The following is a 26297-nucleotide window of genomic DNA, read 5'->3' as shown; positions in this document are numbered from 1 at the left end:
CGCCGGGTCAGCGCTTGACCTGACCCGCCTTCAGTTCGAGCTGGTCGAGGACGGTCTCGCACTGGTCGCCCGCTTCGCAGGAGATCTTGAACGTGTTCGAGCCCTTGTCGAGGTTGACGTACGCGTAGGTGACCGTCCACCCCTTGTCCCAGGCCCCCTCGGGCGCGTTCGCGAAGTTCTTCATGTTGATGTCACGGCGCTCGTCGCTGTTGACGAACAGCGAGGTCTTCGCGTCCTTGCCGGGCACGCCGTAGGTCACGAAGAGGGTGTACGCCCCCGCCTTCGGCACGTCCACCTTCCAGGTCGCCGCCGCGCCCGCGCCGTTCAGCGACACGTACGCGCCGTTGGTGCCCTTCGCGCCGGGGATGTCGGACGACACCGCCGCGGGCGGGGTGAGCTGGAGGGTCGCCGCGTCCTGCTTCGGCAGCTCCGCCGGCGGCTTGTCCCCGGCGTCCTGGCTCGGCTTCTCGCTGGGCTGGTCCGACTCGCCGACGCTCGGGGCGGCCGTCGGGGCCGCGTCGTTGTTCTTGTCCTCGTCGCCGCCGCCCGACACGAGCGCCGCTGTGATTCCGATCACGACCACCGCGACCACCGCGACCGCGCCTATGAGCAGGCCCCTGGTGTTGGGTCCGCGACCCCGTCCGCCGCCGCGCTGGAGCGGTACGCGGCTGGTGGCCTCGGAGGCGTGCGGTGCCGGTGCGGCGCCGTACTGGCCGGTCGGCGCGGGGCCGTTCGGCTGCTGGCCGTAACCGGCGTAGGAGGCCTGGCCGTACTGCTGCTGCTGGCCGTACCCCTGCTGCTGAGGGACCTGCGGCTGCTGGCCGTACTGGCGCTCGCCCACCGCTCTGACCTGGTTGTACGACGTCCGTGGTACACCTGGCTGCGCCGCGGGACCGGGGTATCCGTACCCCCCCTGGCGTCGCTGTTGGGCGGCCGCCGCCTGTCCGTCCTCGTACAGATAGCCGAACGGATCGTCGTCCTCGGGTGTGCTCGCGCCGTTGTTCCCGGCCGTCATCCCTGGGTCACTCCTCACCATCTCGCCAGCGTCGCCGACCGAGCGAGCCTACCTCGAATGAATCGGGCCCCTGACGGCGCTCGGCCCGGCGGCCAGCCTTTCCCGCCCGGGTGAACAACGCATCGCGAAGATGTCTCGACCTTGTCCCGAACGGCGGGTACCGGATCGCTGAACATCCCGTAGAGGGGTCGCCGCGCGCCCCGTGCGTCCGTCAGCCCGCCCTGCGGTGGACCTTGTTGCGCGACCGCTTCTCGATGTACATGCGCTGGTCGGCCGACTTGAGGACCTCCTCGACCGACATCCCGCAACTGGCCCAGCCGATACCGAAGCTGGCGCCCACGCGGACCGCCCTGCCGTCCACCCGGATCGGCGGGATGATCGCGTTGCGCAGCCGGACCGCGAGGTCGGCGGCGTCGGCCGCGCCCAGGCCGTCGGCGAGGACGACGAACTCGTCACCGCCGAGCCGCGCGACGGTGTCCCCGTCCCGTACGCCGGTGGTCAGCCGGCGCGCGACCTCGATCAGGACGGCGTCACCGGTGTTGTGGCCGAACCGGTCGTTGATCGACTTGAAGCCGTCGAGGTCGCAGAAGAGGACCGCGAGGCCCTTCGTGCCGTCGTCGGTGCCGTCCCCGGCCACGTCGCCCGGCGCGACCATGTGCACGTGGTGGTCGAGGGGCGAGCCCGGCGCGGCGAAGCCACCGGCCCGCAGGCCGCCGCGCTCGCCGGCCGTCTCGCTGTAGCCGTCGTACCCCTCGTAGCTCTCGTACGTCTCGTAGGGCTCGTACGTGTCCCGGGTGTCCCGGCCGTCGTACCCGTCGCGCGCCTCGTAGCTGGGCTCGTACCGGACCATGCCGTCGTACCCGCCGTACGCCTTGTCCAGCGCCTCCACCGCGGTCTCGCGCATCGCGTGGGGCCGCGAACAGAGGCGGGCGCTGAGGCGGGCGCGCAGCTCGGCGCTGTTGGGCAGGCCGGTCAGGGAGTCGTGCGAGGCGCGGTGGGCGAGCTGGAGCTCGCGGCTCTTGCGCTCCTCTATGTCCTCGACGTGGGTGAGGAGGAAGCGGGGGCCGTCGGTGGTGTCGGCGACGACGGAGTTGCGCAGGGAGACCCAGACGTACGAGCCGTCGCGGCGGGCCAGGCGCAGTTCGGCGCGGCCGCCCTCGGCGGAGGTACGGAGGAGGGTGCCGATGTCCTCGGGGTGGACCATGTCGGAGAAGGAGTAGCGGCGCATCGCGGAGGCGGGGCGGCCGAGGAGCCGGCACAGCGCGTCGTTGGTCCGCAGCAGCCGGCCGTGCTGGTCGCCGCCCATCTCGGCGATGGCCATCCCGCTGGGCGCGTACTCGAAGGCCTGGCGGAAGGACTCCTCGCTGGCCCGCAGGGCGGCCTGCTCACGCTCCAGCCGGACCAGTGCACGTTGCATGTTTGCTCGGAGGCGAGCGTTGCTGATCGCAATGGCGGCCTGGGACGCGTACATCTGGAGCGCCTCGCGGCCCCAGGCGCCCGGACGGCGTCCGCCGCGGGGCCGGTCGACGGATATGACGCCGAGAAGGTCGTTGCCGCTGCCCGACGCGTACATCGGCGCGTAGAGCCGGTCCGCGGGGTGCCACTCGTCCTCGAAGCGGGGGTCGGGGCCCTCGGTGTGCCACTGGGGGACGTCGTCCTCCAGCAGGACCCAGCCCTCGGTGTGCGGGATGTAGCGCAGGGAGCCCCAGGGCTCCCCCATCACGAGGCGGCGCTCCCAGGAGGCGCGGGAGCCGACGCGGCCGGTGATCAGGGCCTCGGCGGCGGCGCTCCCGGCGAAGGCGGCGACGACGAGGTCACCGTCGGCCTGGACCACGTTGACGCAGGCGAGTTCGTAGCCGAGGCCCTTGACGATGCCGTCGGCGACGGTCTGGAGGGTGTCCGCCAGGCTGCGGGCCGTGTTGAGTTCGGCGACAGCCTGATGCAGCTGACGCAGGGTCGCAAGACGGACATACGGCTCCGACTCGGTCTCCATCGTTCGCTCTCCCCGAGACCTCGACAGCAACTCCAGGATTCTCATCGGCTCTCGTGTTGCACGGTCCCCAGCCACTGAATCACAGCGAGCTGTGCACCCGGTACACAGGGTCAACAAATACTGACCACTGTGACTCAAGTCACATCATGTGACGAACTGGGCGGAGTGCCTGGTAGGGGCGCTCCGTTCTTTTCTGATAGCAAATCGCGGGGGTGTCCCGGCGGTCGCGGCGCGTTTCCGGCGCCAGGTCCTAGGACCTGGCTGGTCCCCTGGCCCGATGCGGCGGGGGGAGAGGAGAGATTAGCGTCTTCCGCGTGCCTCAGACGACCCCTCCCACGACGAGCCCCGATTCCCGTGCGCCCAGGACCGTTCCCGTCCCCCATCCTGAGGGGGTGAGCAACGACGAGTTCCGCGCCGCCCTGTCCCGGCTGGCGGCGGGGGTGGTGCTGGTGACGGCCCACGAGGAGGCACTGAGCGCGGACGGCCCCGGCGGCCAGGACGCGGGGATGACGGCGACCGCGTTCCTGTCCGTGTCCCTGGACCCGCCGCTGGTGCTGGTGAGCGTGCGCAACGGCTCGCGCATGGACGACTTGCTGGACGAGCAGCCGCTGTGGGGCGTGTCTCTTCTCACGGAGAGCCAGCGCCACATCGCCGGCCGCTTCGCGATGAAGGGGCGGATCAGCGACCGGCTGCTGTTCGAGGACATCCCGTACCGGCGGGGCGAGGTGAGCGGGGCGCCGCTGGTGGGCGGGGCGCTGGCGGTGCTGGAGTGCCGTACGGAGCAACGGGTGGTGGCGGGGGACCACACGCTGGTGATCGGGCGGGTGCTGACGGCGGAGCTGCCGAGCGTGGAGGGCGGGCCGCTGACGTACTTCCAGGGGAGGTACCGGACGCTGGGGAAGGGGTGAGGACGGGGCTGGACGTCAGGCCGGGGCCGGACGTCAGGCCCGGGGTCAGGTCCAGTCGCGGCCCGTACGGCCGCGCTTGGTCTCCGCCCGCTGCTTCTTCTCCCGGAGCCGGCGCTCGTTGAGCCCGCGCGGGATCTTGCCCTTGCGGCGCGCCCGGGGCGGCGGCGCCGTCGCCTCGGCCAGCAGCGCCGTGAGCCGGACGGCCGCCGTCTCGCGGTTGCGCCACTGCGAGCGGTGCTCCGAGGAGCGGACGGTGATCACACCGTTGACCAGCCGGTTCTCCAGCCGCTCCAGCGCCCGTTCCTTCCACACCGGCGGCAGCGCCTCCGTCTTCGCGAGGTCGAAGCGCAGCTCCACCTGGGAGTCGCTGGTGTTCACGTGCTGGCCGCCGGGGCCCGAGGAGCGCGAGAAACGCCACATGAGCTCGGCCTCCGGCAGGGAGACCGAACCGCGGATGACGTGCGAGGGCCCGGACATGCCCCCATGGTCCCGTGAACGCGGCCCTTCCGTCACCCTCTTTTCGCCGCGGGTACGGGCGGCGGACCCCCCGGAGCCCGGGCGGACACCCCCCGGACGCCCTTTCGGGTAAAGAAAGTAAAGAGGTGTGGAACCTCCCGGTCCTCTGCCTGCGTTATGCGGGGTGACGGTAGCTTCGGGACAGCTCGAAGCCCGCACACGACAACGAAAGGGACATCCCATGGCTGTAAGCCTGTCCAAGGGCGGCAACGTCTCGCTCACCAAGGAGGCACCGGGCCTGACCGCTGTCACCGTCGGCCTCGGCTGGGACGTCCGTACCACCACCGGCACCGACTTCGACCTCGACGCCTCGGCGATCGCCGTCACCGCGGCCGGGAAGGTCGTCTCCGACGGCCACTTCGTCTTCTTCAACAACAAGTCGACGCCGGACCAGACGATCGTCCACACGGGTGACAACCGCACGGGCGAGGGCGACGGCGACGACGAGGCGATCAACGTGAACCTCGCGGGCCTGCCCGCCGAGGTCGACAAGATCGTCTTCCCGGTCTCCATCTACGACGCGGAGACCCGTAGCCAGAACTTCGGCCAGGTGCGGAACGCGTACATCCGCATCGTCAACCAGGCCGGCGGCGCGGAGCTCGCGCGCTACGACCTGAGCGAGGACGCCGCCACCGAGACCGCGATGGTCTTCGGCGAGCTGTACCGCAACGGCGCGGAGTGGAAGTTCCGCGCGGTGGGCCAGGGGTACGCCTCGGGCCTCGTCGGCATCGCGACGGACTTCGGCGTCAACCTCTGACCCGTCCTCCCTGTCACGCCCCGGTGGGCCCCCGGCTTCGGCCGGGGGCCCACCGGCGTTGAGGCGCGTGCTCGTCCCGCCCGTGCGTCCGTACGGCTCCGTGGCGGTGGTGCGTCCGTACGGCCCCGGGCCGGCGCCCGCCGGTAGCGTGCATCGCATGATCGTCGACGTGGTGACGGCCGGTGAGGCGCGCGGCCTGCCCGGTGAACTGCTCACGGAGCTGGCCGGGTTCTACGCCTCCGACCGCGCCTTCCAGCAGCTCGGCGGGGACTTCCCGGACCCGGCGCGTATCCGGCCCGAGGACGTCGCCGTCTCCCTGGCCGACGATCTGGCGCACCCGGACGCGGAGGTGCTGCTGGCCCGGTCGGCGGGTCGGCTCGTGGCGGTCGCGGTGACCCTGGCCCACGACCCGGACCGGCCGTCCACCTCCGCCACCTCCCCCACCCCCGCCCCCTGGATCGCCCTGCTGATGGTGCACGGGCGCGAGCGCCGCTCCGGGTACGGACGGGAGCTGGCCGGTCGCGTCGAGGACCGGTTCCGCGCGGCCGGGCACGCGGGCGTCGGGCTCTCCGTCGCGGAGGCCAACACCGGGGCCGTCGCCTTCTGGACGGCACTCGGGTACGAGGAGACGGGCCGCCGCCCGGACCGGCGACGCGGCCATCCGTGCCGACTCCTCCGCAAGCCCCTGTAAGGGACGCCCCGCGCGCCGTCCACCGGCTACAAGCGGGGCTTACCGTCCCCGTACAACCAGCCGTCCCAGATCTCCGACAGATCCCGGCCCCCCGACTCCTTCTCCACATACGCCGTGAAGTCGGCCGTGGAGGCGTTGCCGTGACGGTGCGTCCGCGCCCAGCCCCGCACGATCCGGAAGAACGTGGCGTCGCCCACGGCGTCCCGTACCCGCTGGAGGACCATCGCGCCACGCCCGTACACCGGCGGCTCGGAGATGTCGGCGGCGGTGGGCGGATCGGCGGGCGGGAACGCCCAGTTCTCCTCGTCGTCGTACGCCTCGGCGAAGCTCTCCGCCACCGGCACGCCCCCGTGGTCCGCCGCCCACAGCCACTCCGTGTAGGTCGCGAAGCCCTCGTTGAGCCACATGTCCCGCCAGGACTCGGGGGTGACGGAGTCGCCGAACCACTGGTGGGCCAGTTCGTGCACCAGCGTGCCGACGTCGGTCGGGCCGGGGAGGAAGGGGCGGTTCTGGGTCTCCAGGGCGTACCCGGCGTCGGCCTTGCGCCCGATGATCACACCGGCGGAGGAGAAGGGGTACGGGCCGAAGACCTTCTCCTCCCACGTCAGGATCCCGGGCAGCGCGGCGACCAGGTCCGCCCCGTCCCGCCCGGCGGCCGGATCGACGGCGGTGTAGAGCGGGAGAGGCCCCTTCACCTCGTGCACGCGGTACGGCCCGATGGCGAGGGTGGCGAGGTAACCGGCCATCGGCTCGGCGGTGCGCCAGCGGAACGTGGTCCTGCCGCCGCTCGTCCGCCTGCTGGCGAGTTCACCGTTGGAGACGGCCTCGGTGCCGGCGGGCACGGTGATGTCGATGTCGTACGACGCCTTGTCGGAGGGGTGGTGGTTGCCGGGGAACCACGCCATGGACCCGGTCGGCTCGCCCAGCGCGACCACCCGCGGCCCGGACCCGAGCCAGCCCTCGGCGGACCCGTCGGGGTCGGTGACGCGGCGCGGGACGCCGGAGTACCTGACGACGGTACGGAAGGTGTCCCCCCGCCCCAACTCCTCGCGCGGCCGCACAACCAGCTCCGTACCGGCCCGCCCGACCCGGGCCCGGCGCCCGTCGACGGTCACGGACGCGACGTCCATGCCCGCGAGGTCGAGGTGGAACGAGGTGAGGTCCTGGGTGGCGCGCGCGGTGATCACGGCGGTGCCGTCGAGGTGGCGGCCGGCGGGCGTGTAGTCGAGGGTCAGGCCGTAGTGCGAGACGTCGTACCCCCCGTTCCCGAGCCCGGGAAAGTACGGATCCCCGACCCCGGCACTCCCGGCGGTGTCCCGCCCCGCACCCCCGCTCCCCCCACCGCACCCGGCAACGGCCCCCACCACCCCGACCACCCCGACCGTCCCGACCAGAGCCACCGAGACCACCCCATACCGCCGCATCCGCCGATGCTAGGAGTGTCCGGCGGATCGTCGCGGATCGGCCCGCGGCCGCACCCCCGGCTCCCGGGGCCGGGTGGGGGAACGGGCGTGACACCATCGGGCGCGTGCTCGACATCGGTTACTCCCTCTCCCGGCGCTTTCCCGACCCTCCGCAGACCGACTACCGCAGGGCGGACGTGCGGTCGCTGCGGCACGACCTGTTCTGCGGGGACGTCTACCTCGCCGACACCAAGGCGGACCGGGAGGTGTCCACGGCCTGGGGGTGGGTGCCGGTGCTGGACTTCGCGTGGGCGCTGTGCGACATCGTCGAGCAGCTCGACCTCGATCCGCGCGGGGCGCGGGCGGCGAAGCCGCAGTACGCCGAGCTGGACTTCACCGAGTCGGCGGACCGCATGCTGTTCGCCCGGCGGTTCGGGTGGGTCGACGTCGAGGCCGACTGGATGCCGGGCGACGAGCCCCCGCTGACGTTCGGGCACCGGCTGTTGCGCCGGGAGGCCCGGGACTTCCTGCACGATCTGATCGCGGACCTCGCCGACCTGCACGAGGGCCTGGCCGACAACCCGATCGTCTGGGACCTCCAGGCGCGGTTCCCCCGCATCTGATGCGGGCGGCGCCTGACCGGCTCCGCGGGGCGTGACCGGCGCTGACCGGCGCTGACCTGGGGCGTCACAGCTTCCCAACACAGCGATCACACAGCCCACCCATCGTTTCGCCGATCCGCAGGCGTACATCCCGCCGCGTCGGGCACACGATGAGTGCCGGGGCATCGGCCGGGAAGCAGGCAACCGCTTCCTCCCCCCACCTCAAGGCCCTGCCCCGGGCGCACACCGAAGGCTCCGACTCCTCCCCCCGGGTCGGGGCCTTCGTAGTGTCCCGGGCTTCCCGGGGCCGCGCCTCGCCGCTACGGCATGTCCTCCACGCGCACCCCGATCTGCGCCGCGAACGCCGGGGCCAGGTGGAGCAGTTGCGCCGAGCTGATCACCGCCCCCGCCAGCCGGTCCAGCCCCCGCGCGATGTCCAGCTCCGCGACCGTCCGCAGGTCGACGTCCGTCATCCGGACCCCGCTCAGGTCCGCCCGCCGCAGCACGCAGTCCCGGAACTCGACCCGCTCCAGCACCGCTCCCCCGAAGTCCGCCTCCGACAGGAAGCAGCCCTCGAACACGACGTCCTTGAGCCGGGCGTTGCGCAGGTTCAGGTAGTCGATCTTCCCTCCCCGGAACAGCACCCGCTCCAGCACCGCGCCGTGCAGCTGCGTCCCGCCCAGGCGCGCGTCCAGCACCTCCACGTCCCGCAGCGACGCCCCCGACAGGTCCGTCCCCACCCCCCGTACCCCGCTCAGCACCGAGTCGATGAACCGCGCGCGGGCCAGCTCCGTCCCGTCCAGGCCGCACTCCCGCAGCGCGCAGTCCATGAACCGCGAGCCCGCCCCCTCCTGCCCCGCCAGGTCGACCTCCTTGAACTCCAGCCCGTCGTAGTCCCCGTCCGGCTCCAGGCCGCCGCCCTCCGGGTCGTACGGCTCCAGCGGCGGCAGCCGTACCTCCGGGCGCCTCACCACCGGTCCGCTCTTCTTCGCCCGCGCCGGCTTCGCCGTCCTCGCCGTGTTCCGCACCATGCCCCCATGGTGGCGCACCCCACTGACAACGCCCCGATGTCACATCCCGGGTGCCCGCGACCGTCACATCCGTAGAAGCGCACGAAGACGCGTCCGCCGGAGTACGGGGAGCAGCAGCCATGGATCGCAGCACTGACCGCATCACCGTCGTCGGAGGCGGTTTCGCCGGACTGACCGCCGCCATCACCGCCGCCGAATCGGGCGCCCGCGTGACCCTCCACGAGGCCCACCACACCCTGGGCGGGCGCGCCCGTACCGCCGAGGGCCGCTACCTCACCAACGACGGGCCGCACGCGCTGTACCGGCGCGGACCGCACCGGACGTGGCTGGAGCAGCGCGGCCTGCTCGGCCCGGCCGTCGGCCTGCCGCCGCTGCGCGAGGGCTCCCGGTTCTTCTTCCACCGCGGCGGCGCCCTGCGCAGGACCCCGCCCCCCGGCCTGCTCAAGCTCGCCCTCCGTAGGACGCGGCACGTTCCGGTGGACGTCGACTTCCTGACCTGGGCGACCTCCGTCGCGGGCCCGGAGGCGGCGCGCGCCGCCGCGCACTACTCGGCCGTCGCGCTCTTCCACCACGATCCCGGCTCGCTGTCCGCCGCGTTCGTCCAGGAGCGGCTGCGCCGGGCCGCCGCCGTACCGCCGGAGGCCCGTTTCCCCGTCGGCGGCTGGGGCCAGGTCATCGACCGGATGGCGGCGCGCGCCTGGAACCTGGGGGTACGGATCGAGACCGCCGCCCGGGTCGACGCCCTGCCCGAGGACGGGCCGGTCATCGTGGCCACCTCCTTGGACGCCGCCCGCCGGCTGCTCGGGGACGAGAGCCTGCGGTGGACCGGCGGCCGTACGGTCCTGCTGGACCTCGCGCTGCGTACGCGCCGGGGCGACCCGTACATCGTGTCCGGCCTGGACGCCCCCGCCTGGCTCGAACGCTTCACCGCGCAGGACCCGTCCCTGGCGCCGGCCGGTGAGCAGTTGCTCCAGGGGCAGTTCCCGGTCGGGCCCGGCGCGTCCAGGGCCGAGGGGACGGCGCGCGCGGAGCGGCTGCTCGACCTGGGGTTCCCCGGCTGGCGCGGGCGGGTCACCTGGCGCCGCGACTCCCTGGCGACCGGCCGCACGGGCGCCGTGGACCTCCCGGGCACGACGTGGCGCGACCGCCCGCGCATCGACCGCGGCAACGGGGTCTACCTGTCGGGCGACCAGGTGGCGGCGCCGGGCGTGCTGTCGGAGGTGTCGTTCAACAGCGGAATCACGGCAGCGTCCCTGGCCCTCGGCCGAACCGACCGGCTGTCGGCGCCGCCCGCCGGCCCCGGCCTTGACCTCAAGCGCGCTTGACGTCCGAGGGTGGCCGTACCGGACCGGCCGTCCCCCGGCCGGCCTCAGCCTCAGGGAGTCCGCCATGCACGCCGTCCGCCTCCATGCCTTCGGCCCGGCCGAGAACCTCACGTACGAGACCGTCGACGACCCCCTCCCCGGCCCCGGCCAGGTGCGGATCGCCGTCGCCGCCGCCGGGGTGCACCTGCTGGACACGGCCCTGCGCCAGGGCCGGCCGGGCCCCTTCCCCGCCCCCGCCGACCTGCCCACGATCCCGGGCCGCGAGGTCGCGGGCACGGTCGAGTCGCTCGGCGCGGACGTCGACCCGGGGTGGCTCGGCAGGCGCGTGGTCGTCCACCTCGGCATGGTCCCCGGCGGCTACGCCGAGCTGGCCGTCACGGACGCCGCCCGGCTGCACGAGATCCCGGAGAACCTGGACGCGGCGCAGGCGGTCGCGATGATCGGGACGGGCCGTACGACGATGGGCATCGTCCAGTTCACCGACCTGGGCCCCGCCGACGTCGTGGTCGTGACGGCGGCGGCCGGTGGCATCGGCACGCTGCTCGTCCAGTACGCGAAGAACCTCGGCGCCACCGTGATCGGCCTCGCGGGCGGCCCGGCGAAGGTCGCGGCTGTCACCGGCAACGGCGCCGACCTCGCCGTGGACTACACCCGCCCCGACTGGCCCGACCAGGTACGCGGCCGTCTGGGCGAACGCGGCGCCACCGTCGTCTTCGACTCCGTGGGCGGCCCCACCGCCCTCGCCGCGGTCGACCTCCTCGCCGAGGGCGGCCGGCACGTGGTCTTCGGCTGGTCGGGGGAGGGCCCGCACGACGGTGCGCCGCTGACGTTCACCGACGAGGAACTGGCCGCCAGGTCCATCACCTCCGAGTCCGTCCTCGGCCCGGCGATGCTGAACAAGGCTGGCGGGGACGTACGGGTCCTGGAGGAGCGTGCGATGGCGGAGGCCGCCGCCGCCCGGCTGCGCCCCGCCGTACAGCGCTTCCCGCTCGCCGAAGCGGCCGCGGCGCACCGCGCGCTGGAGACCAGGGCGACCATGGGGAAGGTCGTACTGGAGCCGTAGAGCCCGGTGTCCGGGCGCCACCCTCCACGGCGCCCGGGCCCGCGAAGCGCGTACCGGCGCCGGTACAGGGGTCCGGCGCCGGTACGCGAGCCCCTGCCGGTACGCGCCCCCCTCTCCCACCAAGGGGCGAAACCACCCGTTTCGTGGTGTTCTGAGCTGACCCATGGCAGCAGAGGTCCACTGCGAAGGAAGATCTCGATGAGCGATCAGTCGACCCCAGGTCCCCCGAGCGACTCGTCGAGCAACTCACCGAGCGACTCGCCGAGCGGCCGACCGGGCGACGCGGGGACCGGCTCCTCGAACCCCACCAACGCCGACCCCGGCGCCAAGGACCCCGCTCCCTCAGACCCCGCCCCCTCCGACCCCGGCCCCACGGACCCCGGCGCCACACCCGTCCCCGCGGACGAGCCCGATCCGCGCCGCTGGTGGGCCCTGGCCGTCATCGCGACCGCGCAGCTCATGGTGGTGCTCGACGCGACGATCGTGAACATCGCGCTCCCCTCCGCCCAGCGCGCGCTGCACATCAGCAACGGGAACCGCCAGTGGGTGATCACCGCGTACACCCTGGCCTTCGGTGGTCTGCTGCTCCTGGGCGGCCGGGTCGCCGACCTCGTCGGCCGCAAGCGCACGTTCATCATCGGCCTCATCGGCTTCGCCGGCTCCTCCGCGATCGGTGGCGCCTCCACCGGGCAGGAGATGCTCTTCCTCTCCCGCGCGCTCCAAGGCATCTTCGCCGCCCTCCTGGCGCCGTCCGCGCTGTCCCTGCTCACCACGACCTTCCCCACGGGCAAGGAACGCGCCCAGGCCTTCGGCATCTTCAGCGCCATCGCGGGCGGCGGCTCCGCGATCGGGCTGCTGCTCGGCGGCATCCTCACCGAATGGCTCAGCTGGCGCTGGTGCCTGTACGTGAACGTCCCCATCGCCCTCCTCGCCGTCATCGGCGCGTTCATCCTGCTCAAGGACCGTGAGGGCACCAGGAACGCGCACCTGGACATTCCCGGGGTCATCCTCGGCTGCGGCGGGCTCGTGGCGATCGTGTACGGGTTCAGCCAGGCCGAGTCGGACGGGTGGACGTCCACGGAGGTGCTGTCGGTGCTGAGCGTGGGCGTGGCGCTCCTCGCCGCGTTCACGTGGTGGCAGACCAGGTCCCCGGCGCCGCTGCTGCCGCTGCACATCATCAAGGAGCGCAACCGGGGCGGCTCGGTGCTGGTGATGGCGCTGACGACGATCGGGCTGTTCGGCGCGTTCCTGTTCCTGACGTTCTTCCTCCAGAACATCCTCGGGTACTCGCCGATCAAGGCCGGCCTGGCCTTCCTGCCGCTGTCCGCGGGCATCATCATCGGCTCGACGCAGATCTCCGCCCGGCTGCTCCCCCTCGTGGCGCCGCGCCTGCTCGTGGTCCCGGGGCTGCTGCTGAGCGCGGGCGGGATGTACTCCCTGACCTTCATCGACACCCACTCCAGCTATCCCGCGCACATCCTGCCGGGCACCATCCTGCTGGGCTTCGGACTGGGCCTGACGTTCCTGCCGGTCATCTCGACGGCCACCTCGGGGGTCGCGCAGAGCGACTCCGGCGTCACGTCGGCGACGGTCAACACGGCGCAGCAGGTGGGTGGTTCGATCGGTACGTCGCTGCTGAACACGATCGCGGCGACCAGCACGACCACGTACCTGACCGCACACCTCGCCGCGGCGGCCCGCGAGGGCGGCCTGACCCCGGCGGAGCGGGCGAACATCGTGAACACGGGCACGGTCCACGGCTTCACGGTGGCCATCGCCTGGGCGGCGATCATCCTGCTGGCGGCGGCGATCATCGGCGCGATCCTGATCAACGCCAAGTCCCCCCGCTCCCAAGGCGCGTCCAACGCGTCGGACGCCCCGGGCGCGGCGGTCTAGTCGTGAGCCGGTCACCCCGAAGGAGGACTCCCCGAGCGACGGCCTCCCCCCGACCGGCGAAATCCCTAGCTTTGTCCCATGACCGCACTACCCGACTGGATGCGCCCGCCACGCCCGGAGGGCTGGTACGCGGAAGATCTGGACCACCTCCCCGAGGCCCCCCGCCACACCGAGCTGATCGACGGAGCACTCGTGTTCGTGCTGTGGCCGCAGAGGTGGTGGCACGGTCACCTCATCACCATGCTCACCGTCGCCCTGATGGAGCAGGTGCCCGCCGACACCGAAGTCGGCCGCGAGATGACCATCAAGCTCGATCAGCGAAACCGGCCCGAGCCGGACTTGTTGGTGACCAGTGCCGCCTACGACCGCGACCGAACCTGGTTCTCACCCGACGAGGTACGCCTTGTCATCGAGGTCGTCTCCCCCGAGTCCGCCCACCGGGACCGCACGGTGAAGCTCCTCAAGTACGCGAAGGCCGGCATCCCCCATTACTGGTGCGTCGAGGACGAGGACGGATCTCCGGTGGTCCACGTCTACGAACTCGACGAGCCGACCGCTACCTACGTACCCGTAGCGATCTTCAGGGACTCACTCCACCTGACACTGCCCTTCGAAGTCACCCTGGACCTCTCCAAACTCACCCCAGCCCCCCGCCGCACCTGAAAGTCACGCGTAAGCGTCGATCAACCGGCCGACGGCCGTTCCCAGCGCGGGGCTTCGTCGTCGGGTGTGTCCGGACTCGCGAAATGGAAGGGGACGGAGAGGTGGGCAGCCAGAGCGCCGCCGGCCGTTTCGGCAGCCGTCGCTTCCCGGCGCGGGCGGCGCGGGCCGCTGTCCTCGCCTTCGCCGCGATCGAGATGCCGTCCGGCCGTGTGCGCGTAAATGATGGCCAGTGTGTGCTCTCCGGCCGGGTCGGCCGGGTCGGCCGTGACGGCCAGGAGTCTCACGAACCAGTCGTGGACGGTGTCGCCGTCCCACACCGCTTCGATCGCCACTACGCGGCCGGCCGCACCGCCGGCGCGGCGGGCCAAGGACTCCAGGTCGAGCGGGCTTTCCGGAGCACGCGCGATCCGGGCACCGTGGTACGCGTAGCGGTCACCGACAATGAGCTGCGCCTCGCCGACCCCCACGCCGTCACCGACACGACCGACGTCCACGACAACACGGATCGCGGCGAGCATGGCGTCCCGGAGCACGTATCCGTCGATCTCGTCGCGAATCCCGGCTGGCAGCCGCTCCCACCAGGCCGACCGAGCCGGTTTCCCCATCACGCCGGATTCACCTGTTAACCCGCCGTGCCCAGCGCCGACAGGGCGTCGTCCGTCAGGCGGAAGGTGGTCCAGCCGTCCTGGGGGAGGGCGCCCAGGGAGCGGTAGAAGGCGATGGACGGTTCGTTCCAGTCCAGGACCGACCATTCGAGGCGTTCGTAGCCGCGGGTCGTGCAGATGCGGGCCAGTTCGGTCAGGAGGGCCTTGCCGTGGCCGGCGCCGCGGTGGGTGGGGCGTACGTACAGGTCCTCCAGGTGGATGCCGGACACCCCGCGCCACGTGGAGAAGCTGACGTACCACAGCGCGAAGCCCGCCGGTTCGCCGTCGGGGGTTTCCGCGATGTGGGCGAACGCGGTGGGGTGCTCGCCGAAGAGGGCCTCGTGGAACTGGGCCTCGGTGGCGCGGGCCTCGTCGGGGGCCTTCTCGTAGAGGGCGAGTTCCTGGACCATCGTGTGGATCACCGGGACGTCGGCCGCGGTGGCGGTACGAATCATGGGGTCAGTGTGACGGGTGGGGGACGGGGGGAGGGGCAGGGGGGCCGTCTGCCTCTGGGGGCAGGGGTCAGCGGCGCAGCAGGGTGTGGGCCACCGACACCTGGTCCGGGTGCAGCGCCCGTTCGCCGTCCGCCACGTCCCACAGGCTGTTCTGGAGCACCCGGCCCAGCGTCCAGGCCGCCGCCCGCTGCCGGTCCAGGCCCAGGACCTCCGTCATCAGGTCGAAGCGCCAAAGCGTCTCCGCCGCGTCGAAGCGGTTGTCCAGCGCGGGCATCAGGTCGAAGCCCGGGTCGCCGGACAGCGGCTTGGGGTCGATCGCCAGCCACGGCCCGCGCGGGTCGCCCGGCGGGGTCGCCAGTACGTTCTCGTAGTGCAGGTCCCAGTGCAGCAGCCGGTCCCCCGGCTCCCCCGCCACCTCGCGCACCGCCGCCGCGCAGTCCCGCAGCAGGGCCCGCTCCGCCGCGTCCGGCAGCCGCGCCGACAGGACCGGTACGGTCTCCAGCATCCCCGCCGCGACGTCACCGAGGCTCCGCACCTCCGGCGGCGCCTGGACCGCCGTCAGCCGCGCCAGCAGCTCCGCGACGACCCGTACCGCCTCCCGCGACTCCACCCCCGCCAGGTCCCGCGTCGCGTCCAGCGCCTCCAGGAGCAGCGCGCCGGTCACCGGATCGTGGCGCAGCAGCCGTACCGCCCCCGCGTCCTCCCACAGCCGCAGCGCCACCGCCTCGCCCACGGACTCGTCGTCCAGCAACTGGAGCTTGAGCATCGCGGCCGTACCGTCCGCCTGCGTCACCGGCAGCACCAGCGCGCACATGCCGTACATCGCGGGCCCGCCGAGCCGCAGCTCCCACCGCTCCAGGAACTCCGCCGCCAGATCCGGCAGCCGGGCGACGAACGCCCGGCCCGCCTCCCCGTTGGCCTTCGCCTGCGAACGTGCCAGTTCCTCCGGGATGTCGATCACCTACGGGACTTTAGGGCGGCGCGGACGGGCGGCGCGAGCGCATTACGCGAGCGGATCGGCGCGGACGACCGATCAGCGCGGACGACGAATCGGCGCGGACGACCATGGACAGGGGCGCCGGCTCAGGCGTATGAACACCTCCATGAGCAGGACGAAGCGTGGTCCCGAGGTCAGCGGCTCCCCGGTCGACGGTTCCACCGTCAACGGCGGCATCTCCTTCTGGTACGCGAAGGACGGCGTCCCCGCGCCCCGCGAGCCGCTGCCCGGCGACGCGACCGCCGACGTGTGCGTCGTGGGCGGTGGCTACACCGGCCTCTGGACCGCGTACTACCTCAAGAAGGCCGCCCCCTTCCTCAACATCACCGTGCTGGAGGCGAAGTTCTGCGGGTACGGCGCCTCCGGGCGCAACGGCGGCTGGCTCTACAACGGCGTCGCGGGCCGCGACCGCTACGCGCGCCTGCACGGCCACGACCAGGCGGTACGGCTCCAGCGGGCGATGAACGACACCGTGGACGAGGTCGTGCGCGCCGCCGACGAGGAGCGGATCGACGCGGACATCCACCAGGGCGGGGTCCTCGAAGTCGCCCACACCCCGGCCCAGTTGGCCCGCCTCCAGGCCTTCCACTCGGTGGAGATCGCGTTCGGCGAGACGGACCGCGTCCTGCGCGGCGCCCGCGAGACGGCGGAACGGATCCGCGTCACCGGCGCCGTCGGCTCCACCTGGACCCCGCACGGCGCCCGTCTGCACCCCGCCAAGCTGGTGACGGGGCTCGCGGCGGCCGTCGAGGCGCTCGGCGTGACGATCCACGAGTCGACACCCGTCACGGAGATCAGGCCGAAGCACGCGGTCACGCCGTACGGCACGGTCCGCGCCCCGTACGTCCTGCGCTGCACCGAGGGCTTCACGGCGGCGCTGAAGGGCTCCCGCCGCACCTGGCTCCCCATGAACTCCTCCATGATCGTGACCGAGCCGCTGTCCGACGAGGTCTGGGCCACCATCGGCTGGGAGGGCCGCGAGACGCTGGGCGACATGGCGCACGCGTACATGTACGCGCAGCGCACGGCGGACGGCCGCATCGCGCTCGGCGGCCGGGGGCACCCGTACCGCTACGGCTCCAGGACCGACAACGACGGCCGTACGCAGCCCGCGACGGTCGAGGCACTGCGCGAGATCCTGGTCCGCTTCTTCCCGACGACCGCCGGTGTCCACGTCGACCACGCCTGGTCGGGCGTCCTCGGCGTACCGCGCGACTGGTGCGCGACCGTCACGCTGGACCGTACGACCGGTCTCGGCTGGGCGGGCGGGTACGTCGGCTCGGGCGTCGCCACCGCCAACCTCGCGGCGCGCACCCTGCGGGACCTGGTCCAGCAGGACTCGGGCCAGGCGGGCGCGACCGAACTGACCACCCTGCCCTGGGTGAACCACAAGGTCCGCGCGTGGGAACCGGAGCCGTTCCGGTGGCTGGGGGTCCACGGCATGTACGCGGCGTACCGCACGGCGGACCGCCGGGAGTCGACGGCGCGCAGCGCGGCCACCGACCGGATCGCCCGGGTCGCGGACCGGTTGTCGGGGCGGTGAGGCGGCCGTCTCCGGTGGGGCACCCGCCCCCACCGGAGACGCGCCCCCGCTACTCCGTCTCGATCCCGAAGTCCCCCACCAGGCCGCCCAGTCCGTCCCGGTACCCCTTCCCGCCCGGTACGAAGTCCCAGTCGCCGCCCGCGCGTCGGCGGAACGAGCCCAGGACCAGCGCCGTCTCCCCGGGGCGGCCGTCCGAGACGTCCAGGCGGTCCAGCTCCGCGCCCGCCCGGTCCCGCAGCCGGATACCGGCCTCGGTGAAGCCCGACAGGTCCGCCTCCGGGTTCACCACCGGGTCGACCGCCGCGACCATCACCAGCCGGTCCGCGGCCGCCGGGAGGGCGTCGAACGCCACCCGTATCGCGGCCCGGTCGCCGGCCGCCGCGGGGACCATCCGCACCGAACCGTCCGGTGTCCGCTCGTTGTTGAAGAAGACGAAGTGGTCGTCGCTCAGGACACGGCTCCCCCGGCACACCAGCGCGCACACGTCCAGCGCCACCGTCCCCGCCCAGGTCATGCCCAGCGTGTTGAAGTCGTCGGCGCCGGGGGTCCCGGTGTTGTCCGGCGGCGGCGCGGTGGTGGCGGACGCGGCCGGGGCGCCTCCCGCACCGGACCCCCCACCCGAACCGCTCCCGACGCCCGCACCGGTCCCCCCGTCCCCCAACCGCCCCCGCAGCCCGTGCTGGTGGAGCAGGTCCACCAGCTCCGTGCCCGAGATCAGCGTCAGCGGCTTCCCGTTGGCGAAGGTGTACGACCCCGGCCCGAAGCCCGAAGTCGTCACCAGCACGCCCTTGTTGGCCCCCGCGCCCTGCACCGTGCCGTACAGGTCGCGTACCGCGCTCGGTGACACCGTCCCCCGATACCGCTTCACCTGCACGATGATCTTCCCGCCGCTGATCGGGTCCGGGTCCAGGGCGTCCACGTCCACCCCGCCGTCGTTCGAGCGCTGCGTCATCACCGCCCGCATCCCGCGCGCCCGGAACAACTCCGCGACCAGACCCTCGAACTCCACCGGATCCATCGCGAGCAGATCCGGCTCCTCACCGCCCCCGTGGGACACCACCCCCGAGCCCACCTCGTCGGGCCGCCGCACCGGCCGTACCGCCGCCCGCTGGTCGGGCCGCGCCGACAACTGCCCCCGCAGCCCCTCCGTCAGGCAGTCCACCGCGCTGACCAGCTCCAGGTTCAACCCGTCGAACGCGTCCCGCTCGGCCAGCACCGACGCCAGGCACACCCGCGCCCGCTGCCCGGTCGCCGGATCGAAGTCGTCCACGAACCCGTTCAGCGCGACCAAACGCACCGTACGGAACTCGTCCGCCGCGAACAGATCGCGCAGCACCAGCAGCACACACTGCGCCAACACCGCCCGGTACAGCGCCCGTCGCTGCGTCACCGGCCTGGCCGACTCCTTGTCCTGGTCCAGGCTCGGCGCGAACCGCACCGCCTTCACCTCGGGCACCACCGCGTACCCCGGCAGCTCCCAGTCGAGCACCAACTGCCCCGCCCCGCGGTCGAAGGCCGCCGACACCTGGCGCGGGAAGTCCTCCGGCCAGCCCGTGGAGGCGTAGAGCGCCGCCGAGAAGTACTCGACCACCGTCTCCGGATCCCCCGTCCGCAACGCCTCCACCGTCGCCGCGACCCCCGCGTTGTGCGCCCGCACCTCCGCCAGCCTGCCCTGCGCCCACGCGTCGTACTGCCGCCGGTAGGAGGCCAGTTGCTCCTGCCGCCGCCCCTCCGCCAGCTGCGCCGCGTGCAGGTCCTGGGCGTACCTGGCCTGCGCCTCCTGCTGCGCCGCCGCCCGCCGCCCGGCCGTCCAGCCGCCGGCCTGCGGCTGGTAGCGCGCCGGGTCAGGCAGCGGCACCGGATACGCCAACTGCCCCGGCGCGAACGGCTCGATCTCCTCCACCCGGGCCAGCGCTGACGTACGGAACGCCGGCGCCCGGCACCCGGCCGCGAGCAGGCCCTCCAACACCGCGACCCGCGCGTCGAGTTCCTCCGTACGGCGCCGCGCCTCCGCCTCCCGCTGCCGCCGGTACTCCGCCTGCTGCTCCCGGCCGTACCGCGCCACCTCGCGCGCGTACGCCCGCTGCTGCCGCTCCGTGTCCCGCTGCTGCCGGAACGCCGCCCGCTCCTGCGCCTCCCGCTGCCTCTGTTGCTGCCGCTGCGCCTCGGCCCAGACCCCGATCAGCCCGCTGGAACGACGACTCATACGGTCACACCCCTCCCCACGGGGCCGCCCGTCCCCGGACCCCGCCCGCAAACGCCCAGAAAGGACCAGTCTCCCGGACCCGGCGGCCTCAGGACCCACGCCCGCGCACATTGACCCGCGCCCGCGTGCGTTCCCCGTGCGCATTCCGCGCGCCCATTCCCCGGGCAGGATGCGGACGGAAGCGCGTTGTTCCATGCTGGAGAGGACGGCTGTCCCCTCCCGGCCCGGACAGCGCCGAGGTCCACCGAGTCGGAGCGGAGCCCTCGATGCACCACGATCGAGCAGTGACGACCCACCGCGTACGCGACCGGATGAGCCGCGAACCCGTCACCGTCCCGCCGTACACGTCGCTCACCGCGGTGGCCTCCTGTATGCGGGACTCCGACGTGGGCTGCGTCTTCGTCACCTCCGACGACGACGAGCTGCACGGGCTCGTCACGGACCGTGACATCGCGGTACGGATCACCGCGGAGGGCACGCTCGCGGGCCTGGCCACGGCGCTCCAGGCCTGCTCGGGCGACCTGGTGACGGTGACCCCCGACATGTCGGTCTGCGACGCGGCGGACCTCATGAGCGCGCACTCGGTCCGCCGGATCCCCGTCGTGGAGGAACGGCGGCTGGTGGGGGTGCTCACGCTGGGGGACATCGCGGACACACCGCACGCGCAGGAGGTGCTGATCGCACTCAGCCGCACGGAGGCGAACCACTGAGATCACCCAGGCGCGAGTCCGGCCGGGCACGAGATCGGCCGGGCACGAGATCGGCCAACAGCGAGATGACCGAGGAGCGAGATCACCGAGGAGCGAAAGTGGCCACGCTGACTTCCCTGAACGTGGGCATGCCGCAGGACGTCCCGTGGCACGGCCGTACAGTGCACACCGGCGTCTGGAAGTACCCCGTCGACGGCCCCCGCACCGCGCGCCGCCTGAACATCGACGGGGACGGCCAGGGCGACCTGGAGGGGCACGGCGGCGAGCACCGCGCGGTGCTCGTCTACCAGACGGACTCGTACCGCCACTGGGAGGAGCACCTGTCCCGCGACCGGATCGAACCCGGGCAGTTCGGCGAGAACCTCACCGTAGACGGGCTGCCGGACGACGAGGTGTGCATCGGCGACCGGTACCGGATCGGCGGCGCGGTCTTCGAGGTCAGCCAGCCGCGCGTGACCTGTTACCGGGTGGGCCTGCGCATGGAGGAGCCGCGGATGGCGGCGCTGCTCGTGTCGCACCGGCGGCCCGGCTTCTACATGCGCGTGATCGTCGAGGGGGACGTGGCGGCCGGGCAGGAGATCGTGAAGGTCGCCGACGGTCCCGAGGGCATGACCGTCGCCGACATCGACGCCCTGCTCTACCTGCCGGGCCACCCCCGCGACGACCTGGACCGCGCCCTGCGCATCCGCGCGCTCAGCCCCGGTTGGCAGGCGTCGCTGCGGAGCCTGAAGGAGCAGGCGGCGAAGGAGGCGGCCGGCGAGGTCCCGGCCGGTGCGTCCGGCAACACCGGGCTGACCACGGCCGCGAGCAGCCCGCCGCCCGCCTGGACGGGCTTCCGGCCGCTGCGGGTCGACGCCGTCAGGGAGGAGAGCCACAGTGTGTTCTCCCTGACCCTGTCGGCCACCGACGGCTCCCGACTGCCGGCCTGGCTGCCCGGCCAGTCCGTGACACTGCGGCTGCGCCCCGAGGGCACCGATACGCCGCTGATCCGCAGCTACTCGCTCTCCAACGACCCGGGCGACGGCCGGTACCGGATCAGTGTGAAACAGGAACCGCACGGCGCCGCCAGCACGCTCATCCACACGAAGGTACGGGTGGGCGACACCCTGGACGTGGCCGCGCCGCGCGGCACGTTCTTCCTCAACGACAGCGACCGCCCTGTGGTGTTGGCGTCCGCCGGGGTCGGCGCCACACCCGTGCTGGCGATGCTGCACGCGCTGGCGGACACGGGCGGGGACGTGGACCGGTCCACGGGTACGGGGGGCGGTCCGGGTACGGGGGCCGGTTCCGGTCCGGTTACGGGCACCCCCCGCGAGGTCTGGTGGCTCCACGGCGCCCGCGAGCGCGCCGAGCACCCCTTCGCCGCCGAGAGCCGGGCGCTGCTCGACATGCTCCCCGCGAGCCACCGGTACATCTGCTACAGCCACCCGGCCGCCGGCGACCGTCAGGGCGTCGACTACACCGCTACCGGCCACCTCTCCGCCGACGCGATCCACAGCTCCGGGCTGCCGGCCGACGCCGACGCCTACCTGTGCGGCCCGACCGGGTTCATGGACGACCTCACCGCCGCCCTCGCCGGGTACGGGATGGCCCCCGACCGGATCCACGTCGAGACGTTCGGCGCGGGGGCCGCCCTGAACCCCGGGGTGCTCCCGTCCGCCGCGCACGCCCCGCACGCGCCCGCCGAGGCCCCCGCGTCCCCCGGTCCCGACGTGTCGTTCAGCCGCAGCGGCCTCACCGTGCCGTGGGACCCCCGGTACGCGAGCCTGCTCGAACTGGCCGAGGCCTGCGACGTACCCACCCGCTGGTCCTGCCGTACGGGCGTCTGCCACAACTGCGAGAGCGCCCTGCTGTCCGGGGACGTCACGTACGACCCGGATCCGGTCGAGCCGCCCGCCGAGGGCGACGTGCTGATCTGCTGCTCCCGCCCTAGGGACGGGATCGTGCTGGACCTGTGATCCCCCGTCGTGCGCGAGGCCCTGACCACGAAGGACTCCCGCCGGTCACGCGCGGACGGGCAGCTGTTCCCGTACCCACCCGACGTCCGGGTTGGTACGGGACCGGCCCGCCACCAGCACCGTCGGCACGGTCTCGTTGCCGTCGTTGGCCGCCCGTACCATCGCCGCCCCCTCCGGGTCGCGCCAGATGTCGACCCAGTGCGCCCGGCGGGCGTCGCGGCCCAGGCGGACCCGCAGGCGCAGGCAGTACGTGCAGCCCGACCGCCAGAAGACGACCGGCCGGCCATCGACCGCGCTGCGGCGTTCCGCCTCCCGCGCGCCGATCGACCGGGGGAACACCAGGGGCGAGTGCACGCCGGCGAGCAGCACGAAGACCAGCAGGATCGCGGCGGCCCACCAGGGGCGTCCCTGGACGAACGACCCGGCCGCGACGGCCGATCCGCAGAGCACCAGCAGTGTCGGGAGAGTCCACGCGCGCGTCATGAAGACGCAGGCTACCGACCCGGCACACGTTCGCGGGCGTGGCGGTCGCGATGAGTTCCGGCCGGATGCCGAGTCTGTACGGGTGCGGCGCGTCGTGCGACGCGCCCCGAGACGCCGTACCGCACCCCCGCCCACACCACCACGGAGGACCCCATGACCACCACCCCCCGGCACACCGACGGCGACCTCCCCGGCAAGCCCCCAGTCGTCGACCTCGCCACCTGGCAGGCGGCGCGGGACGAACTGCTGGTCCGCGAGAAGGCGCACACCCACGAGGGCGACGCGATCGCCGCGGCCCGGCGGCGGCTGCCGATGGTGGAGTTCGACGGGTCGGCCGAGGTCGTCGGGGCGGACGGCCCGGTGCCGTTCCTGGACCTCTTCCAGGGGCGCGACGAGCTGATCGTCTACAAGCACATGTGGTACGACGACACACCGCACCAGGGGCAGTGCGAGGGCTGCACCACCACCGCCTGGCACATGAAGGACGCCGTGTACCTCAACGCCCGCGGTGTCTCGTACGCCGTGCTGACGACGGGCCGTTGGGACGAGGTCGCCGCGTTCGTCGCGTTCATGGACTACACCGAGCCCTGGTACTCGGTGCGTGACGTGGCCGAACCCGTCGGCGGCGAGATGGGGTACCTCACGTGCTTCCTGCGCGACGGCGACCGCGTGTTCCTCACCTACTCCACGACGGGCCGCGGCAACGAGCCGGTCAACGGGTCCCTCGCCCTGCTCGACATGACGCCCTACGGCCGCGGCGAGGCGTGGGAGGACCACCCCGAGGGCCGGATCCTGCCGGGCGCGGTACGCGAAGGGCACCCGGCGGCGGCCCGTCAGGCCTGCTGGTACTGGCGCTCGGACGCCGACGGCGTCGCCACCTGGGGCGCGACGAGCCGCCCCGTACCGCAGTGGACCCGACCCGGTGCCACCCCGGTGGACACCCTCGGCCGGCACGGCGACCACCACTGACGGACCGTCACCGGCCACGGTCACGGAGGGGCCACCAGGGGGATCGCCGCGGAGGTGAGGGGAGTTGACAGGCCCACACCGCAGGAACCACGATGCCTGGTGTCGCCCAGGGGACCGTGATCCCCGGGCGCCCTCGACCATTCGAGCCCCGCGCGGCAGCGTTGTGCCCTTCCGTACAGCAGTGTGCCCTTCAGAGAGGCGCTGCCTCTCCGCGTGCCCGCGCCGGGGCTTTGCGAAGCCAGGATTGGATTCTTCATGCCCATAGCGAGTCGTGTCACCGTGTGGCGTCTGCTGGGGGTCAGCGCCACGGCAGTCGCCCTCTCCGCCGTGGCCGCCACTTCCGCCTACGCGGGCGACTGCCCGGGCGGGCGTGGCTGGGACAAGGGTCACGCCTCGGACTACAAGCCGGGGACGGGCGCCGGTGTGAAGACCGCGACGGACCGTTGTGAGTTCTCCCTCGACGGTGTGGCCTGGAAGGCCTCCGTCCAGGTCGACGACCTCAACCTCAAGCCGTCCGGGGACGGCAAGGTGCACGTGAAGGTGCGTTCCGCCGGGGACGCGGCCTCCTGCACCGCCTCGCTCGCCTCGTACCGTACGTTCGGCCCGACCTGGCCGACCTCCGGCAAGCAGGTCTTCCACGACTTCGACACCGTCAACGTGAAGGCGGGCGCGACCGACACCCTCGACATCGCCGTCCCGGACGCCGGCTGCTTCGCGCAGGTCGACCTCTACCGGGGCAGCGTCAAGTTCGACGGCAGGACGGACGCGAACGACGGCTTCGAGCACGGCGACCTGCCGATCGGCCCCGAGCGCCCGGTCATCAAGGACAAGCTGATCGCGTCCTGGAACGGCGGCACGAAGGACTGCACCACGCAGACCGTCCCGACGCCGGGCAACACGCCCTCCAACACCCCGTCCGGCACGCCGTCCAAGACCCCGTCCGGGACTCCCGAGCAGACTCCGGCCGCGACGACGTCGCCGTCCGAGTCGGCGTCCGGGAGCGCGACGCCGTCTGCCGGCGCGTCCGAGACGGTCGCGCCCACGAGCACCGGGTCGGCGACCCCGAACGCGACCACCTCGACGTCCGCCGCGGCCTCCGGGTCCGCGACGCCGTCGGCCTCGACGTCCAGCAGCGTGCAGGGCGGCCTGGCCGAGACGGGCGGCGGCAACGTCATGGGGACCGCCACGGGCGCGGCGGCACTGCTCGTCGCCGGTGGCGGGGTCCTGTTCTTCATGCGGCGTCGCGGGGCGGCCCGCTCCCACTGACGGGGGCGCGGCGGGTAGCGCTCGCGTACGACACATCGGCCTGACGGTCGGCCCGACGATCGGCCCGACGAGAGGTGCGGCGGAACTTCCGCCGCACCTTTCGGCGTTGGCCCCGCACCTCGTACGGGGCGCCCCTCACCCCGACGCGTCCTGCGCCGCGAACCCGGACCGCCACGTCGCGTACCGCGGCTCCCAACCCCGCGACCGGGCCAGCGCGTTGGACGCCCCCCGTGCCCAACTCCGCTGTCCCGACACGGGTCCCGGCGCGGGCCGGCCGAGCGCGGCGGCCAGCGCCGGGAGCCACGCGCGGCCCCGCGCCGGCTCGTCGTCCACGATGTTCACGGGCCCCGACGGCCAGGCCAGGGCATCGACGGAGGCCCGCGCGGCATCGGCGACGTGCAGGAACGAGGTCACCGAGAGATCCGCCTCGACACTCCCGAGGAACCGCGCCTCCGCGTCCCCGCCGAGGACCGCGGACACCGCGCCGCCGGGCTCGTACCAGGTGCCGGGGCCGTACAGGACGCCGTACCGCAACACCACCGCGGTCCCGATCTCCGCCGCCGTCTCCTCCAACACCCGTACCGCGTCCACCATCGCGCCCCGCGGCCGCGCCGCCCCGAGGTCGAGCGGTACGGACTCGTCGGCCGGCTTGTCCCCGGGCTCGTACACCCAGGAGATCGACTGGACGACGATCCGGTGCACGTCGGCGTCCCTGGCCGCGTCCACCAGGTTCCGCGTCCCCTCGCGGCGCAGCCGGTCGGTCGCCTCCCCGTCGGCGCCGGACAGGTCGGTGAGTTGGTCGATCACGGCGTCGGGAGCTGCGGTGGTGACCGCCCGCCGCAGGCCGTCCGGGTCGAGGGCGTCGGCCTGGACCGCCGTGGCGCCCTGCCGGCGCAGCCGCTCGGTGCCGGCGAGGGTGCGGGAGACGCCGGTGACCTGGTGTCCGGCCTCCAACAGGAGGGGTACGAGGAGTCGGCCCACCGCACCGGTGGCGCCCGCGACGAAGACACGCATGGATGGATCAGTCCTCCGGTTCGGTCCGGCCGCTTCGTCCGGGCCGTTCTGTCCGGGCGGCTTCGTCCGGGCCGTTCGGTCCGGCCGCTTCGTCCGGCGCGGTCGCCCATGGTGGCACCCGCGCCCCGCGCTCCCGCCCGGTCACCTGGCCGGACCCCCCGATGACCACCCGAAGGAACGCACACACCG

General features: G+C 73.1%; 24 protein-coding genes. 13 read left to right on the top strand and 11 right to left on the bottom strand.

The features are described from left to right. Nucleotides 1-7: 7 nt before the first annotated feature. Complete coding sequence (locus HA039_RS19305) at nt 8-1015, bottom strand: carbohydrate-binding protein (protein WP_167031423.1); 1008 nt, start codon at nt 1013-1015, stop codon at nt 8-10. A 211-nt stretch (nt 1016-1226) separates the two neighbouring features. Continuing rightward, nucleotides 1227-3008 (bottom strand): diguanylate cyclase CdgB, encoded by a 1782-nt coding sequence (gene cdgB, locus HA039_RS19300; protein WP_167031420.1) that lies wholly within the window; start codon nt 3006-3008, stop codon nt 1227-1229. A gap of 314 nt (nt 3009-3322) precedes the next feature. On the opposite strand from cdgB, the gene HA039_RS19295 reads away from it, so the two are divergent. Then, nucleotides 3323-3916 (top strand): flavin reductase family protein, encoded by a 594-nt coding sequence (locus tag HA039_RS19295; protein ID WP_167031400.1) that lies wholly within the window; start codon nt 3323-3325, stop codon nt 3914-3916. A gap of 45 nt (nt 3917-3961) precedes the next feature. Here the strand turns inward: HA039_RS19295 and arfB are convergent, their stop codons facing one another. Continuing rightward, the gene (gene arfB, locus HA039_RS19290) at nt 3962-4393 is read right to left on the bottom strand and encodes an alternative ribosome rescue aminoacyl-tRNA hydrolase ArfB (RefSeq protein ID WP_167031397.1); all 432 of its coding nucleotides are present in this window, start codon (nt 4391-4393) and stop codon (nt 3962-3964) included. Between the two features lie 220 nt (nt 4394-4613). Between arfB and HA039_RS19285 the strand changes: the two genes are divergently transcribed. Beyond that, a complete protein-coding gene (locus HA039_RS19285) occupies nt 4614-5189 on the top strand; it encodes a TerD family protein (protein WP_161306784.1) in 576 nt (191 codons plus the stop codon). A gap of 157 nt (nt 5190-5346) precedes the next feature. Further along, nucleotides 5347-5880 (top strand): GNAT family N-acetyltransferase, encoded by a 534-nt coding sequence (locus HA039_RS19280; RefSeq protein ID WP_167031394.1) that lies wholly within the window; start codon nt 5347-5349, stop codon nt 5878-5880. 26 nt (nt 5881-5906) lie between these two features. Here HA039_RS19280 and HA039_RS19275 read toward each other — a convergent pair whose 3' ends face one another. Next, nucleotides 5907-7304: a M1 family metallopeptidase gene (locus HA039_RS19275; protein ID WP_167031391.1), complete on the bottom strand. Its 1398-nt coding sequence runs from the start codon at nt 7302-7304 to the stop codon at nt 5907-5909. Nucleotides 7305-7408: 104 nt separating this feature from the next. Here HA039_RS19275 and HA039_RS19270 point away from each other — a divergent pair, with 104 nt between their 5' ends. Then, nucleotides 7409-7906, top strand: coding sequence for a hypothetical protein (locus HA039_RS19270; protein ID WP_167031389.1), 498 nt, complete (start codon nt 7409-7411; stop codon nt 7904-7906). A gap of 299 nt (nt 7907-8205) precedes the next feature. On the opposite strand, the gene HA039_RS19265 is transcribed toward HA039_RS19270, so the two are convergent. Next, the gene (locus HA039_RS19265) at nt 8206-8916 is read right to left on the bottom strand and encodes a pentapeptide repeat-containing protein (RefSeq protein WP_167031386.1); all 711 of its coding nucleotides are present in this window, start codon (nt 8914-8916) and stop codon (nt 8206-8208) included. Between the two features lie 119 nt (nt 8917-9035). Between HA039_RS19265 and HA039_RS19260 the strand changes: the two genes are divergently transcribed. From HA039_RS19260 to HA039_RS19245, 4 genes are all read left to right on the top strand, one after another. Continuing rightward, complete coding sequence (locus tag HA039_RS19260) at nt 9036-10241, top strand: NAD(P)-binding protein (RefSeq protein ID WP_167031383.1); 1206 nt, start codon at nt 9036-9038, stop codon at nt 10239-10241. Between the two features lie 64 nt (nt 10242-10305). Continuing rightward, complete coding sequence (locus HA039_RS19255; protein WP_167031380.1) at nt 10306-11304, top strand: zinc-binding dehydrogenase; 999 nt, start codon at nt 10306-10308, stop codon at nt 11302-11304. A 198-nt stretch (nt 11305-11502) separates the two neighbouring features. Continuing rightward, a complete protein-coding gene (locus tag HA039_RS19250; protein ID WP_167031377.1) occupies nt 11503-13200 on the top strand; it encodes an MFS transporter in 1698 nt (565 codons plus the stop codon). 78 nt (nt 13201-13278) lie between these two features. Continuing rightward, on the top strand, nt 13279-13863 hold the full coding sequence (locus HA039_RS19245; RefSeq protein WP_167031374.1) for a Uma2 family endonuclease: 585 nt from the start codon (nt 13279-13281) through the stop codon (nt 13861-13863). A gap of 20 nt (nt 13864-13883) precedes the next feature. On the opposite strand, the gene HA039_RS19240 is transcribed toward HA039_RS19245, so the two are convergent. From HA039_RS19240 to HA039_RS19230, 3 genes are all read right to left on the bottom strand, one after another. Continuing rightward, nucleotides 13884-14468 carry a hypothetical protein gene (locus tag HA039_RS19240; protein WP_167037125.1) on the bottom strand — a complete coding sequence of 195 codons (585 nt, stop codon included), beginning with the start codon at nt 14466-14468 and terminating at the stop codon, nt 13884-13886. A 17-nt stretch (nt 14469-14485) separates the two neighbouring features. Beyond that, the gene (locus HA039_RS19235) at nt 14486-14962 is read right to left on the bottom strand and encodes a GNAT family N-acetyltransferase (protein WP_167031371.1); all 477 of its coding nucleotides are present in this window, start codon (nt 14960-14962) and stop codon (nt 14486-14488) included. Nucleotides 14963-15029: 67 nt separating this feature from the next. Continuing rightward, the gene (locus HA039_RS19230; protein ID WP_167031368.1) at nt 15030-15923 is read right to left on the bottom strand and encodes an aminoglycoside phosphotransferase family protein; all 894 of its coding nucleotides are present in this window, start codon (nt 15921-15923) and stop codon (nt 15030-15032) included. Between the two features lie 142 nt (nt 15924-16065). Between HA039_RS19230 and HA039_RS19225 the strand changes: the two genes are divergently transcribed. Continuing rightward, a complete protein-coding gene (locus tag HA039_RS19225) occupies nt 16066-17502 on the top strand; it encodes an NAD(P)/FAD-dependent oxidoreductase (protein ID WP_167031363.1) in 1437 nt (478 codons plus the stop codon). A gap of 49 nt (nt 17503-17551) precedes the next feature. On the opposite strand, the gene HA039_RS19220 is transcribed toward HA039_RS19225, so the two are convergent. Then, the gene (locus HA039_RS19220) at nt 17552-19708 is read right to left on the bottom strand and encodes a restriction endonuclease (RefSeq protein WP_167031360.1); all 2157 of its coding nucleotides are present in this window, start codon (nt 19706-19708) and stop codon (nt 17552-17554) included. Nucleotides 19709-19992: 284 nt separating this feature from the next. On the opposite strand from HA039_RS19220, the gene HA039_RS19215 reads away from it, so the two are divergent. Further along, on the top strand, nt 19993-20418 hold the full coding sequence (locus HA039_RS19215; RefSeq protein ID WP_243869570.1) for a CBS domain-containing protein: 426 nt from the start codon (nt 19993-19995) through the stop codon (nt 20416-20418). A gap of 98 nt (nt 20419-20516) precedes the next feature. After that, nucleotides 20517-22376: an MOSC and FAD-binding oxidoreductase domain-containing protein gene (locus HA039_RS19210; RefSeq protein WP_167031354.1), complete on the top strand. Its 1860-nt coding sequence runs from the start codon at nt 20517-20519 to the stop codon at nt 22374-22376. Nucleotides 22377-22421: 45 nt separating this feature from the next. Here HA039_RS19210 and HA039_RS19205 read toward each other — a convergent pair whose 3' ends face one another. After that, nucleotides 22422-22859, bottom strand: a complete 438-nt coding sequence (locus HA039_RS19205) for a glutaredoxin domain-containing protein (protein WP_167031351.1) — start codon at nt 22857-22859, stop codon at nt 22422-22424. A gap of 153 nt (nt 22860-23012) precedes the next feature. Here HA039_RS19205 and HA039_RS19200 point away from each other — a divergent pair, with 153 nt between their 5' ends. After that, nucleotides 23013-23828 carry a DUF899 family protein gene (locus tag HA039_RS19200; RefSeq protein ID WP_167031348.1) on the top strand — a complete coding sequence of 272 codons (816 nt, stop codon included), beginning with the start codon at nt 23013-23015 and terminating at the stop codon, nt 23826-23828. 255 nt (nt 23829-24083) lie between these two features. Continuing rightward, nucleotides 24084-25094, top strand: coding sequence for a superantigen-like protein SSL4 (locus HA039_RS19195; protein WP_167031345.1), 1011 nt, complete (start codon nt 24084-24086; stop codon nt 25092-25094). A 135-nt stretch (nt 25095-25229) separates the two neighbouring features. Here the strand turns inward: HA039_RS19195 and HA039_RS19190 are convergent, their stop codons facing one another. Further along, nucleotides 25230-26108: an NAD-dependent epimerase/dehydratase family protein gene (locus HA039_RS19190; RefSeq protein ID WP_167031341.1), complete on the bottom strand. Its 879-nt coding sequence runs from the start codon at nt 26106-26108 to the stop codon at nt 25230-25232. Nucleotides 26109-26297 lie beyond the last annotated feature (189 nt).

The organism is Streptomyces liangshanensis (assembly GCF_011694815.1).
Taxonomy (GTDB): Bacteria; Actinomycetota; Actinomycetes; order Streptomycetales; family Streptomycetaceae; genus Streptomyces; species Streptomyces liangshanensis.
This window is presented reverse-complemented; position numbering and strand designations above follow the sequence as displayed.

Bases quoted from the DNA above. Each gene is read 5' to 3' on its own strand.
- HA039_RS19275 (WP_167031391.1), bottom strand. From the start codon at position 7,304: ATGCGGCGGTATGGGGTGGTCTCGGTGGCTCTGGTCGGGACGGTCGGG.
- cdgB (WP_167031420.1), bottom strand. From the start codon at position 3,008: ATGGAGACCGAGTCGGAGCCGTATGTCCGTCTTGCGACCCTGCGTCAG.
- HA039_RS19265 (WP_167031386.1), bottom strand. From the start codon at position 8,916: ATGGTGCGGAACACGGCGAGGACGGCGAAGCCGGCGCGGGCGAAGAAG.
- HA039_RS19255 (WP_167031380.1), top strand. From the start codon at position 10,306: ATGCACGCCGTCCGCCTCCATGCCTTCGGCCCGGCCGAGAACCTCACG.
- HA039_RS19285 (WP_161306784.1), top strand. From the start codon at position 4,614: ATGGCTGTAAGCCTGTCCAAGGGCGGCAACGTCTCGCTCACCAAGGAG.
- HA039_RS19220 (WP_167031360.1), bottom strand. From the start codon at position 19,708: ATGAGTCGTCGTTCCAGCGGGCTGATCGGGGTCTGGGCCGAGGCGCAG.
- HA039_RS19225 (WP_167031363.1), top strand. From the start codon at position 16,066: ATGAGCAGGACGAAGCGTGGTCCCGAGGTCAGCGGCTCCCCGGTCGAC.
- HA039_RS19235 (WP_167031371.1), bottom strand. From the start codon at position 14,962: ATGATTCGTACCGCCACCGCGGCCGACGTCCCGGTGATCCACACGATG.
- HA039_RS19195 (WP_167031345.1), top strand. From the start codon at position 24,084: ATGCCCATAGCGAGTCGTGTCACCGTGTGGCGTCTGCTGGGGGTCAGC.
- HA039_RS19260 (WP_167031383.1), top strand. From the start codon at position 9,036: ATGGATCGCAGCACTGACCGCATCACCGTCGTCGGAGGCGGTTTCGCC.
- HA039_RS19240 (WP_167037125.1), bottom strand. From the start codon at position 14,468: ATGGGGAAACCGGCTCGGTCGGCCTGGTGGGAGCGGCTGCCAGCCGGG.
- arfB (WP_167031397.1), bottom strand. From the start codon at position 4,393: ATGTCCGGGCCCTCGCACGTCATCCGCGGTTCGGTCTCCCTGCCGGAG.
- HA039_RS19205 (WP_167031351.1), bottom strand. From the start codon at position 22,859: ATGACGCGCGCGTGGACTCTCCCGACACTGCTGGTGCTCTGCGGATCG.
- HA039_RS19245 (WP_167031374.1), top strand. From the start codon at position 13,279: ATGACCGCACTACCCGACTGGATGCGCCCGCCACGCCCGGAGGGCTGG.
- HA039_RS19190 (WP_167031341.1), bottom strand. From the start codon at position 26,108: ATGCGTGTCTTCGTCGCGGGCGCCACCGGTGCGGTGGGCCGACTCCTC.
- HA039_RS19280 (WP_167031394.1), top strand. From the start codon at position 5,347: ATGATCGTCGACGTGGTGACGGCCGGTGAGGCGCGCGGCCTGCCCGGT.
- HA039_RS19250 (WP_167031377.1), top strand. From the start codon at position 11,503: ATGAGCGATCAGTCGACCCCAGGTCCCCCGAGCGACTCGTCGAGCAAC.
- HA039_RS19200 (WP_167031348.1), top strand. From the start codon at position 23,013: ATGACCACCACCCCCCGGCACACCGACGGCGACCTCCCCGGCAAGCCC.
- HA039_RS19305 (WP_167031423.1), bottom strand. From the start codon at position 1,015: ATGACGGCCGGGAACAACGGCGCGAGCACACCCGAGGACGACGATCCG.